At 36.1% G+C, this 15,597-nt stretch carries 13 protein-coding genes; 12 read left to right on the top strand and 1 reads right to left on the bottom strand.

Annotated features, from left to right (window positions below; all coding sequences use genetic code 11):
- The first annotated feature begins 2 nt into the window (after positions 1-2).
- The 7 genes from ABDJ41_RS14665 (at position 3) to ABDJ41_RS14635 (ending at position 6,900) form a co-directional block, all read left to right on the top strand.
- Positions 3-1,379, top strand: a complete 1,377-nt coding sequence (locus ABDJ41_RS14665) for an NHL domain-containing protein (RefSeq protein ID WP_349786815.1) — start codon at positions 3-5, stop codon at positions 1,377-1,379.
- A gap of 123 nt (positions 1,380-1,502) precedes the next feature.
- Entirely contained in the window at positions 1,503-2,036 is a 534-nt protein-coding gene (locus ABDJ41_RS14660) for a dihydrofolate reductase family protein (RefSeq protein ID WP_349786814.1), read from the top strand.
- A gap of 44 nt (positions 2,037-2,080) precedes the next feature.
- Positions 2,081-2,533, top strand: a complete 453-nt coding sequence (locus ABDJ41_RS14655; protein ID WP_349786813.1) for a DUF2059 domain-containing protein — start codon at positions 2,081-2,083, stop codon at positions 2,531-2,533.
- A gap of 103 nt (positions 2,534-2,636) precedes the next feature.
- Positions 2,637-3,974 carry a BNR-4 repeat-containing protein gene (locus ABDJ41_RS14650; RefSeq protein WP_349786812.1) on the top strand — a complete coding sequence of 446 codons (1,338 nt, stop codon included), beginning with the start codon at positions 2,637-2,639 and terminating at the stop codon, positions 3,972-3,974.
- 119 nt (positions 3,975-4,093) lie between these two features.
- Positions 4,094-4,951 carry a COG1470 family protein gene (locus ABDJ41_RS14645; protein ID WP_349786811.1) on the top strand — a complete coding sequence of 286 codons (858 nt, stop codon included), beginning with the start codon at positions 4,094-4,096 and terminating at the stop codon, positions 4,949-4,951.
- Between the two features lie 3 nt (positions 4,952-4,954).
- On the top strand, positions 4,955-5,902 hold the full coding sequence (locus tag ABDJ41_RS14640; protein ID WP_349786810.1) for an ABC transporter ATP-binding protein: 948 nt from the start codon (positions 4,955-4,957) through the stop codon (positions 5,900-5,902).
- 5 nt (positions 5,903-5,907) lie between these two features.
- On the top strand, positions 5,908-6,900 hold the full coding sequence (locus ABDJ41_RS14635) for an ABC transporter permease (RefSeq protein ID WP_349786809.1): 993 nt from the start codon (positions 5,908-5,910) through the stop codon (positions 6,898-6,900).
- Positions 6,901-6,916: 16 nt separating this feature from the next.
- Here the strand turns inward: ABDJ41_RS14635 and ABDJ41_RS14630 are convergent, their stop codons facing one another.
- On the bottom strand, positions 6,917-7,696 hold the full coding sequence (locus tag ABDJ41_RS14630; RefSeq protein WP_349786808.1) for a DUF4846 domain-containing protein: 780 nt from the start codon (positions 7,694-7,696) through the stop codon (positions 6,917-6,919).
- A gap of 88 nt (positions 7,697-7,784) precedes the next feature.
- Here ABDJ41_RS14630 and ABDJ41_RS14625 point away from each other — a divergent pair, with 88 nt between their 5' ends.
- The 5 genes from ABDJ41_RS14625 (at position 7,785) to ABDJ41_RS14605 (ending at position 15,589) form a co-directional block, all read left to right on the top strand.
- Positions 7,785-8,468, top strand: coding sequence for a phosphoribosylaminoimidazolesuccinocarboxamide synthase (locus ABDJ41_RS14625; RefSeq protein WP_349786806.1), 684 nt, complete (start codon positions 7,785-7,787; stop codon positions 8,466-8,468).
- 212 nt (positions 8,469-8,680) lie between these two features.
- Positions 8,681-9,259 carry an RNA polymerase sigma factor gene (locus tag ABDJ41_RS14620; protein WP_349786805.1) on the top strand — a complete coding sequence of 193 codons (579 nt, stop codon included), beginning with the start codon at positions 8,681-8,683 and terminating at the stop codon, positions 9,257-9,259.
- 89 nt (positions 9,260-9,348) lie between these two features.
- Entirely contained in the window at positions 9,349-10,545 is a 1,197-nt protein-coding gene (locus tag ABDJ41_RS14615) for a FecR family protein (RefSeq protein WP_349786804.1), read from the top strand.
- A gap of 202 nt (positions 10,546-10,747) precedes the next feature.
- Complete coding sequence (locus tag ABDJ41_RS14610) at positions 10,748-14,080, top strand: SusC/RagA family TonB-linked outer membrane protein (protein ID WP_349786803.1); 3,333 nt, start codon at positions 10,748-10,750, stop codon at positions 14,078-14,080.
- A 24-nt stretch (positions 14,081-14,104) separates the two neighbouring features.
- A complete protein-coding gene (locus ABDJ41_RS14605) occupies positions 14,105-15,589 on the top strand; it encodes a SusD/RagB family nutrient-binding outer membrane lipoprotein (RefSeq protein ID WP_349786802.1) in 1,485 nt (494 codons plus the stop codon).
- Positions 15,590-15,597: the final 8 nt, after the last annotated feature.

Here is a 15,597-nt window from a genome sequence, read left to right as displayed (position 1 = left end):
AGATGAAAAATATATTAATTGTTTTTTTAGCAATTGCAGTGTCATTTACAGCATGTAAAGACAAGTCAGGAGATTTTACACCTACTAATCCTTCGATTTCTCAGATTGTGCCCTCAATGGCTCTGGCGAATGAATCAGTAAGTATAAAAGGAAAGCGTTTCTCTAAAGATGCTTCAGCAAATATTGTGAAATTTGCAGGAGTTAGAGCCGACATTGTTAGTGCCACAGATACTTTATTAGTCGTGATTGTGCCAACTAATGGAAGTACTGGCACTGTAACCATTACGGTTAATGACCGCACCTCTAAAGGTCCAATGTTTACCTATGGCGCTGCACAAGTCGAATATGATTTTATCACTTCTACTTATGCAGGTACTGGTGTAGCTGGTGATGAATATGGGCCAATTACAGAGGCAAAATTTATGCTTCCCAATGGTATTGCTTATGATCCGACTACCGGAGATCTAATCGTAACTGATAGAACTGCACAGGCAATAAAAAGAATCTCAAAAGATGGTGTAGTAACTAAGATTGCCGGAACAGGAGTAAGAAGTACTGTTAATGGAGCGCTTTCTGTTGCTACTTTTAATAACCCATATAAATCTGCAGTCGATAGAAATGGCAATATCTATGTCGTAGATAACGGAGCTAATCTTATTAGAAAGATAGATTTATCTAATAATACAGTATCAACTTTGGCTGGAAGTTCTACAGCCGCTTTTTTAGATGGACAAGGAACAAATGCCCGTTTTAATGTGCCAACAGGTATAGCTGTAGATGATGATGGCTATGTTTATGTTGCTGATGCTGCGAATCATGCTGTTAGAAAAATTTCTCCTACGGGAATGGTCACTACGTTAGCTGGAAATGGTACAGCTGGAATTATAGACGGTGAATGGCCAAATGTTAGAATGAATAGACCAACTGCTGTATGCATGGGAAAAGATGGCTTTCTTTATGCGGCAGACAGATATGGGCAAAGGATCCGTAAAATAGATCGTCACACTGGTAGAACAGTTACAATTGCTGGTTCTGGAGGAAATACAAGTAACACGGGTGGACAGGTAGATGGGGAGGCACTAAAAGCGAGATTTAATAACCCCTGGGGAATAGAAATTGACAAGGATGGAACTATTTATGTATCAGAATTGGGAGGTAGTGGTTCAGCAACACACACCATCAGGATGATTAAAGACGGGATTGTAACTACAATTGCAGGAAATGCAAGTTTCAATGCTCCAGGTTTTGTAAACGGCTTGTCGGCTGTTTCCAGGTTTAATAATCCTACTGATGTTGCTGTCGATGACGAAGGGAATATTTATGTTGGTGACATGAATAACTACGTAATTAGAAAAATAGTGAAAGTTCCTAAGCAATAGTTTCAAAATGCAAAGATCAAAAAAGCCTTTATGTTTCAGACTTAAAGGCTTTTTTGTATACCCTATTTGTAAATGACATACCATTCGTTATTTTCGATCGGACATTTAATCAACAATAACGATATGAGAAAACTAATATTAGGATTGGCCGTAACATTGGATGGATACATTGAAGGGCCCAACGGTGAATATGATTGGTGCTTTACGGATCAGGATTATGGGTTAAATGAATTCTTTAATCGTATAGATGCCATTTTCATTGGACGTAAAAGCTACGAAATAGCAAAGCAATATGCCGATAGCAATAATGGCGAAATAATTCCTGGCATGCCTGAGGTAACAGAATATGTATTTTCCAAAACCTTAAAATCTGTAAAGGATGGTGCAGTCCTGATATCAAATGATAGCATTGCTGAAGCGCGAAGAATTAAAGAGCAGCCTGGTAAAGATATTTGGCTGTATGGAGGGGCCTTACTAACTGCTGCGATGATGAAAGCAGGACTTGTAGATGAATTGTGGATGTCTGTGCACCCAATTCTGCTTGGTAGTGGTAAGCCACTGTTTCAGGAACAAAACATCCGTACCCAGCTTACGCTTTTAGATAGTAAAACATATGATTCTGGCCTGGTATCGCTCCGTTACAGTGTTAGAAATTAATGTCTTTCAGCTATATTAGCGTCAACTTAATTTTGCGATAAAACATGAAAATATCTATCTTAACAATACTACTAGTATTAGTTGCAACATTCTCATTTAGTCAGGAAAATAGTACTTACAAATCTTCTTTAAAGAAACTGATTCAAATATCTGGTTCCGAAGCCGCATATAAAGGTGCCTTGGATCAAATGATTTCAATGTTTAAGCAACAACAATCAAATGTTCCTAAAGAGTTTTGGGACGAATTTGCTGTTGAATTAAACAAAGATGCTATTGGTCAGCTGATTAATATGATATTGCCAGTGTATCAGAAGCATTTAACAGAAGCGGATCTGAAAGGCGTAATAGCTTTTTATGAAACTCCTGTGGGTAAAAAATATGCGGAAAAAACTCCTTTGATTACTCAGGAATCAATGCTCGCAGGTCAGGAATGGGGTAAACAAATAGGCGAAAAAGTAGTTGGTAAGCTTAGAGATAAGGGATACTTGAAAGAATAGAAAAACCATTGATTTCTGTATAAATAGTTTTGTGTTAACGAGTTAATTTCTTATTTTCGGGTACGTAACCGTATATCCTTATGGTATGAATTAACTCAAGTTTATGAAACATTGCATAGAACAATTGAACATGGTAAAAAGCTTAATAGTATTGTTAATGATATTAGGCTTTACTACAAATGCATATTCACAAGAAAAAGTTTCTTTGGCTCAGGATTATTCTATTGCGGCTAAAGATGCAACATGGTGCTGGTATGCAGATCCCAGAGCTGTTTATCATAAAGGGAAACATGAAAAGATTTATTATGGCTATATAAGTAGTAAAGGAGACGTTGTTATTAGTTCCAGAGACGCAAATTCTAAAGAGATAGAAACCTTTGTTTTGCATGAGAAACTACAGGTTGATGACCATAATGTACCATCTATTTTGTTTCTGCCTGATGGAAAAATACTGACATTCTATACCGAGCATAATGGTAGATTTTTTATTCGTAAAAGTAAAAATGCCGAGAGCATAAATGAATGGGAAGAAGAAAGAGAACTCACCTTTGGACTAAAAAACGAACTCATATGTTATTCTCATCCAGTAATGCTCTCAGCAGAGAATAACCGGATTTATATGTTTTTTCGATGCAGAAATAAAAGAATAGCTGATAAGCCAGGTTATGCCAATTGGAGCCAGAATTATTCCTACAGTGACAATTATGGCAAAACTTGGTCTGATGCAAAACCTTACCTTAATTCTGATGGAGAACATGATAAAATTCCTTATTTAAAAATCGTTTCAGATAATAAATCAAAAATTCATTTTCTATTTACTGATGGTCATCCAAAGCTAAGAGCATCCTCTGTATATCATATGTATTATGAAAAAGGAAAATTTCATCAGACACAAGGAAATGAAATAGCAAACTTTCAAGCAATTCCGTTAAATATCAGTAAGATCAACAAATTATACGACGCTGAGAAAATGAAAGTTAAGTCCTGGATCTGGGATATTGCATTAGATAAAAAAGGAAATCCGGTAGTGGCTTATGCTCAATATCCATCTGTAAATGAGCATATATATCATTATGCTAATTGGGATGGAAGAAAATGGATAGATCAGAAATTGATAAATTCCGGTAGGTACATAACAAAGCCTGAAAAAAATGGGAAAGTATTAGAAGAACATTATTCTGGAGGTATTGTTCTTGATCACAACAATCCTTCTAACGTTTTTATATCACGACAAGTAAATGAAGTGTTTGAAATTGAACATTGGAAATTAGCCGGAAAGAAATGGAAAACCAAAGCTCTTACCAGCAATTCTATTTTAAATAATGTAAGACCATATGTTGTCGATAACTACAAAGGAATAAAGCCTATTGTATTATGGATGCAAGGAGTTTATGAACACTATACCAGATACAATACTGATCTTTTGATAAATGAAAAGTAATGTTAAAAAATGTTAAATCATTTTGAAAAAAATATTTTCTTTTTTTGATTTGTTCCCGCTTTACGAGCCTATTGAATAGACATTTTTTACCTATTATTATAAATTTTAGTGTTTAGATCATGTTAACAAAAATCTCCTTAACCAAACCTTGTACAAGGTTCAAATCATTATTCGCTTTCCTATTTCTTTTTACATCTTGCCTGGTCTCAAAGGCTCAGAGTCCAGTTGCTATCGTTAACGGCTCATCAGGTTTTACAGCAAAGCTGATAAATATCGAGGCCGCTACGAATGAAACATTTCGTTACAATGCAAGTCTGCATAATGGTTCTGGGAAATTGGCAGTCTTTGAATTCAAAACAAATTTACCAATCGGTTGGATAATTAGTTATAAGGTTGATGGTAGCCAGGTTACGTCTCTTAACATGGATCCCGGTGCTACTCGTGATATAGCTATAGAAGTGAATGCATCAGCAACAACAAAACCAGGAAAATACAATATACCTGTAAAAGCAATATCTAATACTGATACATTATCTCTAAACCTGGAGGCTGTTGTAAAGGGTTCTTATGGGATAGCATTGACTACACCAACAGGAAAATTGAGTGAAGAACTTAGCTCTGGTAGCCAGAAGGAAATACAATTGGAAATAAAGAATTCTGGTACCTTACCATTGAACGACATTGATCTTTCATCGCAATTGCCTACCAATTGGGAAGCTAGCTTTGAACCTGCAAAAGTTAAGCAGTTGGAGCCAGGAAAGTCAATCGCCGTAACAGCAAAACTAAAAGTTCCGGATAAGACAATAGCTGGTGACTATGCTGCTACCTTCACCGCAACAAATAGCAATGGTAATTCTCAGGCTGCCTTTAGAATGGTGGTGACTACCTCATTACTCTCTGGCTGGATCGGCATAATGGTAATCCTGTTGGCTGCTTTCCTGGTGTATTATCTTATCCGTAAGTACGGTAGGAGATAGGCCATGAAGAATCCTATTATACAACTCAAGGGCCTTACTAAGTGTTATGGCTCTCAAAAGGCTGTAAATAATCTTAACCTCGATATCCATAAAGGGGAAATTTTTGGATTGCTGGGACCAAATGGAGCCGGAAAAACAACGACAATATTAATGATGTTAGGACTTACCGATCCAACAAGTGGTTTCGCATATGTTTGCGGTTACAATGCAACAAATAACCCTATTTCTGTAAAGAGAAAAGTAGGTTATATGCCTGATAGTTTAGGCTTCTATGATGACATGACTGCATTGGAGAACCTAATGTATATCGCGAGGCTGAATGGGCTGACTGAAAATGAAATCAAGATTCGTACAACAGAGGTTATGGAGATAGTTGGACTTTCTTCAGTTATGAATAAAAAAACCTCTACATTTTCACGTGGGATGAAACAACGTTTAGGATTGGCTGATGTATTAATTAAGCAGCCCGATGTAATTATCCTTGATGAGCCAACTTTAGGAATAGACCCTAATGGAGTAAGGGAGTTTCTTACCCTTATTAAACGCTTAAGTAAAGAACAGGAACTCACGGTTCTACTTTCCTCACATCATTTACATCATGTCCAACAAGTATGTGATAGGGTGGGAATTTTTGTAAAAGGAGAATTATTAGCCCAGGGAAATATTGATACTTTATCGCGTAATTTATTTGGTAAACCTGAGCATGTTGTATCAATTAGCTTTGCTAATGATATTCCTAAATTATGGTCACTTGAACAAGAATTGCAAAGATGGGAAACCATTAAACAGATCACGATAACTAAAAATACAGTTGAATTTGAATGTGAACAGGTGATTACCCCTGAATTAGTCCGTTTTTTTGTTGAAAAGGGCTACGATATTCTGGGTGTATACCAAAAGGATTATGGTTTGGATGACATCTATCAAAAATATTTTGAGGACATTAATTGAAGACAATGATGAATCAAACTCTTTCTAAGACATCAAAAAAAACACGAATTAACAGCCCTTTTAGTGTAATGGTACACAAAGAAATGGCAGATCATATCAGAAGCTGGCGCTTCATCATTCTGATTGGATTAATAATATTAACATTCATTGCTTCGATGTACGTGTCTTTAGGCAATATTCGGTCAGCCATAGGAAATACTAATGATCCGGATCATACTTTTTTATATCTTAAGTTGTTGACTACCACAGATAATAGTACGCCTCCATTTCATGTGTTTTTGAGCTTTTTAGCCCCTTTATTAGGTATAAGTCTGGGATTTGATGCTGTAAATTCGGAACAGAATAAGGGAACACTTACAAGGTTGATGGCACAGCCTGTATATAGAGACAATTTGCTGCTGGCTAAATTTGTAAGTGCTCTTATGTTGGTAGGCGCACTGTTCTTAATTCTTGTTTTGCTGATGATAGGCGGAGGACTAGTTCTGACAGGAGTAAGAATGGAACCCCAGGAGTTGCTGCGGATAATAGGATTTATTGTAATCAGCATAACTTATGTTGGTTTTTGGCTAAGCTTGTCAATGGTCTTATCGATCAGATTCCGGCAAGCAGCAACTTCGGCTCTGACAGCAATAGGAATATGGTTATTTTTTACTGTGTTTTATCAAATTGTTGTTAACCTTGCAATTAGATCATTGTTACCTGATCCGGCCTTCTTAACACAAGATCAAATGTTGGGTTACAATGAGTTAATTCTGGATATACTACGCATAGCACCTAACCAGCTTTACACAGATGCAAGCACTACCATGCTGATGCCCTCTGTTCGAAGTCTTGGTCCGATGACTATGGAACAAATGGCAGGGGCAATTCCTGCGCCACTACCTTTTAAGGAGAGTTTAATGATCGTATGGCCACAGGTTAGTGGTATGATAGGAGCAACCGTAGGTTGTTTTGCACTTTCATACTATTTGTTTATGCGTAGAGAGATTCGGAGTTAGTCGTAAATCAGGTCTTTTAAGGCCAGCGGTATAGGTCTCCTTTTTTGAAAGTCCATTCAGGTGTTTTTAATTCTCTTGTGATTTTATTGCTGTACCAGGGGCTATTTGAATTAGGGTTTTTTAATATATGGATGTTTTGAGCAGGCATATAGCTTTGAGCTAATAAAAAACGTTTTTCTCCAGCTTTGTTAATAGCCATATCCATTACCATAACAGCATGTCCGGGAGAACCACCTTGTAAAAAAATATCTCCAGGGCGAATATCATCGATATCGGAAACAGGATGTAGTTGTTTAGTCAGAGAGATTGTCCCTGCAAAACTAAATACAGTTTCGAGGTATTTATCAAAGGAAACACGATCACTGGAAGGGCTTGTCGATTTCACCTTGTATAATCTTCCCTGTCGCAAAGTGAATCTATAACCCTGTTGCCAGGAACTATAATCCATAACTGTCCCATCGGTTGCTAAGAATGAAATTTTATCATATTGTTTTTTTGCATATAGCCAATCCGCGTATAAGCGCATACAAGCATCAGCACATTGTTGTAAGTCTCTCTTTCCGATACTGATGTCTAATACAGCATATTGTGCTTGTTGGTTTGGTTTTTTCTTACCATTGTAAAGGTAAACTGTATTATCCTTTTTAAGTTTTGTATTCCGCAACCAGGAAGAAAATGAACCTGTTTCTACATTTATTCTCTTAAAATTTGTTGGGGCAGGTATTTTTCCTGTCTGTTGAGCAAAGACGGAGAAAAATAAAAAAGATAGAATGTTGATCAGGAACAATGTTTTCATAAAATTATAACGTTCAAAAAAAGATAACACTGAAAGATAAGATTATATTGTGTTAGTTTTGCTGCCTGGAATCAATACATAATAATTTATGACATTAATTTATAAAGGCAAAACGAAAGACGTTTATAGCCTGGAAAATAACCAGGTATTATTGAAATTTAAAGATGATGTAACAGGTACAGACGGAGTTTTTGATCCTGGTGCAAATACTGTTGGATTAACTATTGACGGTGCTGGTAAATCTGGTTTGAAAATGACCAAACATTTTTTTGAACTCTTACAAAAGAATGGTGTAAATACTCATTATGTATCTGCAGATATTGACGATGTAAGTATGGTTGTGAAAACTGCGGATATGTTTGGTAAAGGTTTAGAAGTAATTTGCAGATACAAAGCTGTTGGAAGCTTCCTGAGAAGATACGGAGCATACTGTGAAGAAGGACAAGAACTGGATTCTTTCGTTGAAATAACAATTAAAGATGATGAACGTGGTGATCCAACTATTTCTGAAGATGCTTTAGCAATGTTAGGTATCCTTTCAAATGAGGATTATAAAGAAATCAAGGCTTTAACTAAAAGTATTTGTGGAGCAATTAAGACAGAATTAGCCACTAAAAACTTAGAGCTTTATGATATTAAACTGGAATTTGGTAAGGATAAAACAACAGGAGAAATTATGTTGATCGACGAAGTTTCTGGTGGAAATATGCGCGTTTATAAAGACGGAAAATATATTGTGCCATTAGAATTGGAGAGATTCTTTTTGGGTTAATGCTCATGTGAATATTTTAATTCAGCCCTGCTGAGAACAGGCCTTTAGATCGTAAGATTTAAAGGCCTGTTTTGTATTAACATTTTTTGACAGTTTACGATTCCATTGAACTTTAATTTTTTGTTTTTTTATATTAGGTCTGAAACTATTGGAAATGAAATAGAAAATATGATTAGCTTTAATCCTTAGATAAGTAGAATTAAAAACTATAGGTGCATAAAGACTCGGAACATATAAACATTGAACAACTTATTAAAGGAGATGAGTCATCTTTTAATATGGTTTATAATCAATATTCCGAAAAGGTTTACCGACTGGCATTTCGTGTTTTAAAAAATGATGAGCAAAGTGAAGAAATTGTTCAGGAAACATTTATCAGGCTTTGGCTGAATCGTGAGCGATTAGATTCTTCTGGGAACATGTGGTTATATTTATATGTTATTGCAAAAAGATTATCGCTTGATGCCTATAAAATAATCTGTAAATCCTCAGTATTATCAGAAAGATTACTCCAAGAGATTCATGCGATTAGAAATACAACAGAAGAGGAGATATTAGCTAATGAATTGGAGCAGTTTACTGAAAATGTAATTAGCAAATTGCCCAAACAACAGCAGCTTATATTTAAATTAAGCCGCGTAGAAGGCTTGTCTCATCAGGAAATCGCAAATCAATTGAATATTTCTCCAAACACTGTGAAAAACCACATTGTTGAGGCTTTAAAGACGTTAAAAGCACAATTAAAGTATTCAGATCTAATCTATTTTATAGCATTGGTCTATAGCGTTTAAAATTTATTTTAGGTTGGACTAGTCCTATTATCCTCTTTTTCAGTTCTCTTATATAACCATTCCTTATAAAGGAGAAAATATAAACCAATTTGAACAAAGAAAAACTACAAACTCTGTTAAAGTCGTATTTGGACAATACGATTAGCGACGAAGATTTTAGAGATTTGCTTTCTTACTATAAAGAAATAGAAAGAGAGGAACTCGATGAGTTAATTGATCCGCATTTACGGGAGGCAGGTGGTGGCCCATTGTTTCGAGGAGCTAAAGCACAACAAGTTTTAGCACAAATTAAAAAGGATCCGCGTTTCATCGATAACAATCAGGTGAAAATTGTAACACCTATACACAAAAAACTTCCTGGTTATACCTGGTTACGTATCGCTGCGCTAATAGTTATCGCTTTATTTGTTATTTTCTTTATTAGTCGTTCGGGTCAAAATAAACCTGCTCATACTGATCAGGCACAGGTGGCGATTGCTCCAGGAACAAAAAAAGCAATATTGACACTGGCCAATGGACAAAAGATCAATTTAAATGAAGTAGCAGTCGGTGAACTGGCAAATGAAGGAAACGTATCTATCCGGAAAACAAGTAGTGGACAACTGATATATGATCTTTCAAACTCAGGATTGTCAGGACAACTGACCGCAGGTAACAATACTATAGAAACACCTAAAGGGGGAGAATATCATATAATACTACCCGATGGCACTTTGGTATGGTTAAACTCTGCTTCATCACTCACTTTTCCAACTAAGTTCTCTGGTAAAAATAGAATTGTAACTCTTAATGGCGAAGCTTACTTTGAAGTTGCTCATAATAAAAATACACCATTTCATGTGCATGCAAAAGGTAGCAGGGTAGATGTATTGGGAACCCATTTCAATATTTCGGCCTATGATGATGATCCCGATTTTACTACAACACTTTTAGAAGGTTCAGTAAGTGTTTCAAAGAACAATAGAAAGTCCTTGTTGGTACCTGGTCAGCAATCTGTAGTGATGAATGGTTCTGATAATATTTCAGTAAGAACAGTGAATGTGGAGGATGTGATGGCCTGGCATAATGGTTACTTCAGATTTAATGATGAGGATATTAAAAGCATCCTTAAAAAGATATCAAGATGGTATGACGTAGAAGTAGAATATAGGAATACCAAGCAGAGTCAGCAACTAGGAGGCATGTCTTACAGAACCAAGAGCTTAAATGATCTGCTTATTCAACTGGAAAAAATAGGGAATTTACACTTTAAACTCGAAGGAAGGAGGGTCATTGTTTTAGACTGATACCAATCATTTATTACAATTATCTAGTAAAATACCGGAAGTGTTCGTTGCACTCCCGGTTACCGAAAAATCGGGCCAGATAATTTATTTTATTGCGTGAAACAATCAAAATTTTAATTAACCTAACAACCAAATGTATAAAAATTCCACTGCAATATCAAGCAGCAGGCCCGCCTGTGCTTTGCATAAAATTTTGCTTATAATGAAACTGACAAGTGTTTTGTTACTACTAACTATCTTGCAGGTTAGTGCATCCAGTTATGCTCAAAAGATCACTTTGAAAGCAAACGATATGTCTATGCTTGCATTTTTTGCTCAGGTGCAGAAACAGACAGGTTACGATTTTCTTTACAATTCAAAAGATCTGAAAGTTTCTAAGCCGATTACGGTAAATATTGAAAACATGCCATTAAAGGAGGCTCTGGATTTATGTTTCAGTAACCAGCCTCTTAATTTTTACATTGATAAAAATACGGTGTTGGTAAAAAGAAAAGATCTCGAAATTTTCAGAACTGATCAGACTTTTACACAAACTGTATTAACAGGGAAAGTTACAGATACTAAAGACCTTCCTTTGCCCGGGGTTAGTGTAAGACTTAAAGGAACAAATGTTGGAGCAGTTACAGATGCTGATGGAAAGTTTTCTCTCAGAGCACCTAAAGCTACTGCTGTTTTGTTATTCAGCTATATAGGGTTTGAATCTCAAGAAATAGCTGTTAGTAACGAAAACCCAATTACTGTTATACTTCAGTCGATGCCAAGTGCGTTAAATGAAGTCGCAGTAACAGCCCTTGGGATTAAAAGGGAAAAGAAATCATTGGGTTATGCTGTTCAGGAAGTTAAAGGAGAAGCCTTTGAAAAGGTTAAAGAACCAAATATCATCTCCTCTTTAACCGGACAAATTGCCGGATTAACAGTTTATAATAAAACAGGAACCTTTGAGGCCCCATCTTTTAACATCAGAGGTTCATCATCTATATTAATTGTAATTGACGGTGTACCTATGGGAACAGATACCTGGTCTATCAACCCAGATGATATAGATAAAATGGATGTTATTAAGGGAGGAACTGGTGCCGCGTTATATGGCGCTCAGGGTGCTAATGGTGTAATCATGATTACAACTAAAAAAGGAGGTAATAACCCTCAGGGTTTGTCTATCAATGTGAATTCGTCAGCAGTTTTTAATGCAGGTTATGTTGTACTTCCTGAATATCAAACTACATATGGCCAGGGGCTTGCCGGGCAGTATTCTGCCACTGCTAACCAGGTGAACTTATGGGGACCAAAATTAAATCAACCAGATCCATCAACAGCTAGTGGTTTTGTAGAATATGTACAATGGAATAGTCCGAGAGATCCGATAACACAAGAGCTCATTCCTTTACCCTGGATTACCAGAAATACTAATCCGATCAAGGAGATCATGGAAAATGGTTATACACTAAACAATTCATTTTCAATAGGTGGTAACAATGACCAGGGAGATTTTAGAGTCGGTTATAACAATATTTTTAGAAAAGGAAATACACCAAATACCAATCTGAAAAATCAAACATTCGATTTTTCAGGGGGCTATCTGTTTAATAAAAAATTTAGGATAGATGCCAAAATCAGTTATAATAATCTGGCGTCAGATAATTATGAAGATACAGGTTATAGCTGGGATAACTTTATTCTGCATATCGGTAACAACCTTGGTCCCAATGTTGATATTCAGGACTTAAAGAATTATTGGGTTGAAGGAAAAGAAGGATTAACCCAAAGGACATGGGTTTCTTCAAGAAATAATCCTTACTGGATTTTAAATGAAAATACCCATGTTTATAACAGAGATCGGCTTACAGGTTGGATTAAAGCAAATTATGAGTTTAATAAGAATTTGAATTTCCAGGCCCGTATTTCACAACTTTATAATTCTATTCAGCAGGAACAGAAAGAGAATAAGGGAAATCTGGCTGCAACCTCTAACCCTGATGGTAGCTATAGCAATAGTTCTACACGTTCTACAGATATGAATGCTGAATGGTTATTACGGTTTAACAAACGTTATTTCAATGATCAGTTGGGGATAGATGCCCTGGGTGGTGGAAACTATAGATCTATTACGAGTCGCGGACTGTCAGCTGGTGCAGCTTCATTAATTGTATCTGATTTTTATAACCTTTCCAACAAGACTGATTATAATTCAGCTTCAAACAACAGTTCTAAAAAGATAGTAAATAGTTTTTACGGAACTTTAAACCTGGATTATAAATCAAAGATTTATCTAGGCATTACTGGTCGAAATGACTGGTCAAGTGCGTTGAAAAGCCCTTACAACTCTTATTTCTATCCATCAGTATCTTTAAGTGCTATTGTATCAGAAATGGTTCATTTGCCTAAGCAGATCTCATTCTTAAAGCTTAGAGGTTCCTGGGCAGTTGGTAGAAATGATGTTGATGCATTCTGGAACGACCAGGTTTATACAATTGGAAGTTATAATGGTAATCCGACTGCATCTGAATCGGCCAGCTTATTTGCTGCTTCTTTAAGACCTTCAAAGAGTGAAAATGCCGAACTTGGACTTGATATCAGATTTTTTAACAATAGGCTAGGTTTTGATATGGCTTATTTCGAGAAAAAAAGTCTGGATCAAATCAGTACCACGAGCATCTCTCATACTTCAGGTTATACTGGTGTCAGACAAAATGGGGCTGGTATCTTAACGAAAGGATTTGAATATAGCATTACGGGTACGCCAATCAGTAATGCAAGTTTCACTTGGAGTTCTACATTAAATCTGAGTTACTACAAACAATATGTATATGCATTGGCTCCTGGTCAGAATTATTATGCTGATTATTATAGAGTAGGAGAAAGAATAGGTAGAATCAGGGGATTACAGTTTGTGAAAAATGATAACGGTGACATTATCTATGAAAATGGCTTGCCAGAGATGACCACTGTCTATCAGCCGATAGGTGAGAACGAATATTTCGATCCAAAATTAGTATTCGGTTTCATTAATAGATTTAAATACAAGAACTGGTCGATGAATATCAATATTGATGGACGATTAGGAGGAATGATGTACAACTATATGTATGCAAATATGATGATATCAGGATCGGCACTGCAAACTGCACAAGGTGATGTAAGAGAATTGCCTTTTGTAGGTACTGGGGTAAAGGTGATTGGAGGTGAGGTAATCAGAGATGTTAGAGAGAATATAGTTTTTGATTCCAGACAATATGCACCAAATGATGTAGGTGTTGATTATTATGCATGGGTACAAAAGGCTTATAAAAACAATTATAACTTAAACGCTTTTGATGCAACTCATTTAAAGCTCCGGGAATTTGCAATTGGTTATTCTTTCCCTAAAAAGCTTTTGGCTAAAGCAGGAGTAAAAGGTGCTTCAGTATCATTGGTAGGCAGAAACCTATGGTTGTGGACCGGAGTTTTGTATACCGATCCGGATATTGATAATAACGATGCAGGCCAGGGACCTTCTGCCAGAAATATTGGTTTCAATATCAATATTACTTTATAGTGATCACCATTTAATAGCAAAAACATGAAACTTAAATTATTATATATAGCATTATCTGTACTGGCTTTAGGTGGATGTACTAAAGGCTTTAATGATATTGAAAATGAAAACAGTTCTACAATAGTACCACCCTCAACTTTATTTACAGGTATAAGCCGTTCCACTTTTACCAGTGTTGCAGAAGCTGCCCAGCAGGCGTCACAATTTTATGTGAGTTTAAACGGAGGTGCATTAAATGAAATAACATATGAATTCGGTAGAAATGCTCTGTCGGAATATAATATACTCAGAAATGTCGAGAAGCTGAAGTATGAAATCGGACGACAAAATGCCCCTGCCTATTATTTGGGTTTGGTTAAGTTTTTTAGAGCTTATTTATTTGTTCAGGCAACTCAAAAAGTAGGAGATCTGCCATATTCAGAGGCCTTGAAAGCAAGTGAAGGTATCCTTTCACCTAAGTATGATAGTCAAAGAGATATTTATATCGGTGTATTGAAAGAACTGGAAGAGGCAAATGAGTTGATTCCGGCTACTGGAACTATAACTGGTGACATCATTTTTGACGGTACTTTGTTGAAATGGAAAAAGCTGGTGAATACTTTTAGGTTAAGAGTCCTGATGTCATTATCGCTTAAGACGGGAGATTCTGGACTGGATATCGTTAACCAGTTCAAAAGCATTTATGAAAATCCTGTTAAGTATCCGATCATGGCAGGAAATGTCGACAATTGTGAGTTTAAATACTATAATGCTACAGGTGCTTATCACTATTGGTACACAGCTCCAGATGCTAAAAATTATCGGATGTGTACTACCTTGGGTGATGTTTTAAAAACGAATAAAGACCCTCGGTTATTTAAATATTTTGAGGTGCCAACTTCACCCGCTGGATTAAACTCAACAGTTCATGATAATTACAAATCTATTGATCATGGTGTAGCGACAAGTGTTTCTTCACCATTAGAGCTTACTACATCTAAAATCAATTCAAGGTATATTGCACAACCCATTGGTGTTAGCTATATGCAGTTAAGCTACAGTGAATTGCAATTTATTTTGGCTGAGGCTTCTTATAGGGGATGGATTACAGGAAATCCTGAAACTTTTTACAACGAAGGAATAAGATCTTCTTGTCTTTACCATGGGGTAATCACTGCCGATATCAATACATTCTTAGCAGGGAATGTGAAATATGACAATGCTATTGGATTAAAACAAATCAATATTCAAAGATGGGTGGGGTATTTCCAAAGTTCTAATTATGAAGCTTTATGGAACCAGAGGAGAACCCGGGTGAAGGGCTTTGATATTAGCAACACCAGCTCAGAACTTGGTTATCCGGTATTTAGAATTGGTAATGTGAATAAAAATGACGGAAAGATCCCTAATAGATATCAGTATTATTTACAGGAGGCCTATTACAATGAGAAAAATTTAACAGATGCAATTCAAAGGCAGTTTGGAGATGATAACATCAACGGTGTGATGTGGAGTTTAATCAAACAATAAAATATTAG

Source organism: Pedobacter sp. ASV1-7 (assembly GCF_040203335.1).
Lineage (GTDB): Bacteria > Bacteroidota > Bacteroidia > Sphingobacteriales > Sphingobacteriaceae > Pedobacter.
Note: the sequence above shows the minus strand (reverse complement) of the source record. Positions and strands in the feature narration are given on the sequence as shown.

Excerpts from the sequence above, each read along its gene's own strand:
- ABDJ41_RS14665 (WP_349786815.1), top strand. The coding sequence starts at position 3 with ATGAAAAATATATTAATTGTTTTTTTAGCAATTGCAGTGTCATTTACA.
- ABDJ41_RS14660 (WP_349786814.1), top strand. The coding sequence starts at position 1,503 with ATGAGAAAACTAATATTAGGATTGGCCGTAACATTGGATGGATACATT.
- ABDJ41_RS14655 (WP_349786813.1), top strand. The coding sequence starts at position 2,081 with ATGAAAATATCTATCTTAACAATACTACTAGTATTAGTTGCAACATTC.
- ABDJ41_RS14650 (WP_349786812.1), top strand. The coding sequence starts at position 2,637 with ATGAAACATTGCATAGAACAATTGAACATGGTAAAAAGCTTAATAGTA.
- ABDJ41_RS14645 (WP_349786811.1), top strand. The coding sequence starts at position 4,094 with ATGTTAACAAAAATCTCCTTAACCAAACCTTGTACAAGGTTCAAATCA.
- ABDJ41_RS14640 (WP_349786810.1), top strand. The coding sequence starts at position 4,955 with ATGAAGAATCCTATTATACAACTCAAGGGCCTTACTAAGTGTTATGGC.
- ABDJ41_RS14635 (WP_349786809.1), top strand. The coding sequence starts at position 5,908 with ATGATGAATCAAACTCTTTCTAAGACATCAAAAAAAACACGAATTAAC.
- ABDJ41_RS14630 (WP_349786808.1), bottom strand. The coding sequence starts at position 7,696 with ATGAAAACATTGTTCCTGATCAACATTCTATCTTTTTTATTTTTCTCC.
- ABDJ41_RS14625 (WP_349786806.1), top strand. The coding sequence starts at position 7,785 with ATGACATTAATTTATAAAGGCAAAACGAAAGACGTTTATAGCCTGGAA.
- ABDJ41_RS14610 (WP_349786803.1), top strand. The coding sequence starts at position 10,748 with ATGAAACTGACAAGTGTTTTGTTACTACTAACTATCTTGCAGGTTAGT.
- ABDJ41_RS14605 (WP_349786802.1), top strand. The coding sequence starts at position 14,105 with ATGAAACTTAAATTATTATATATAGCATTATCTGTACTGGCTTTAGGT.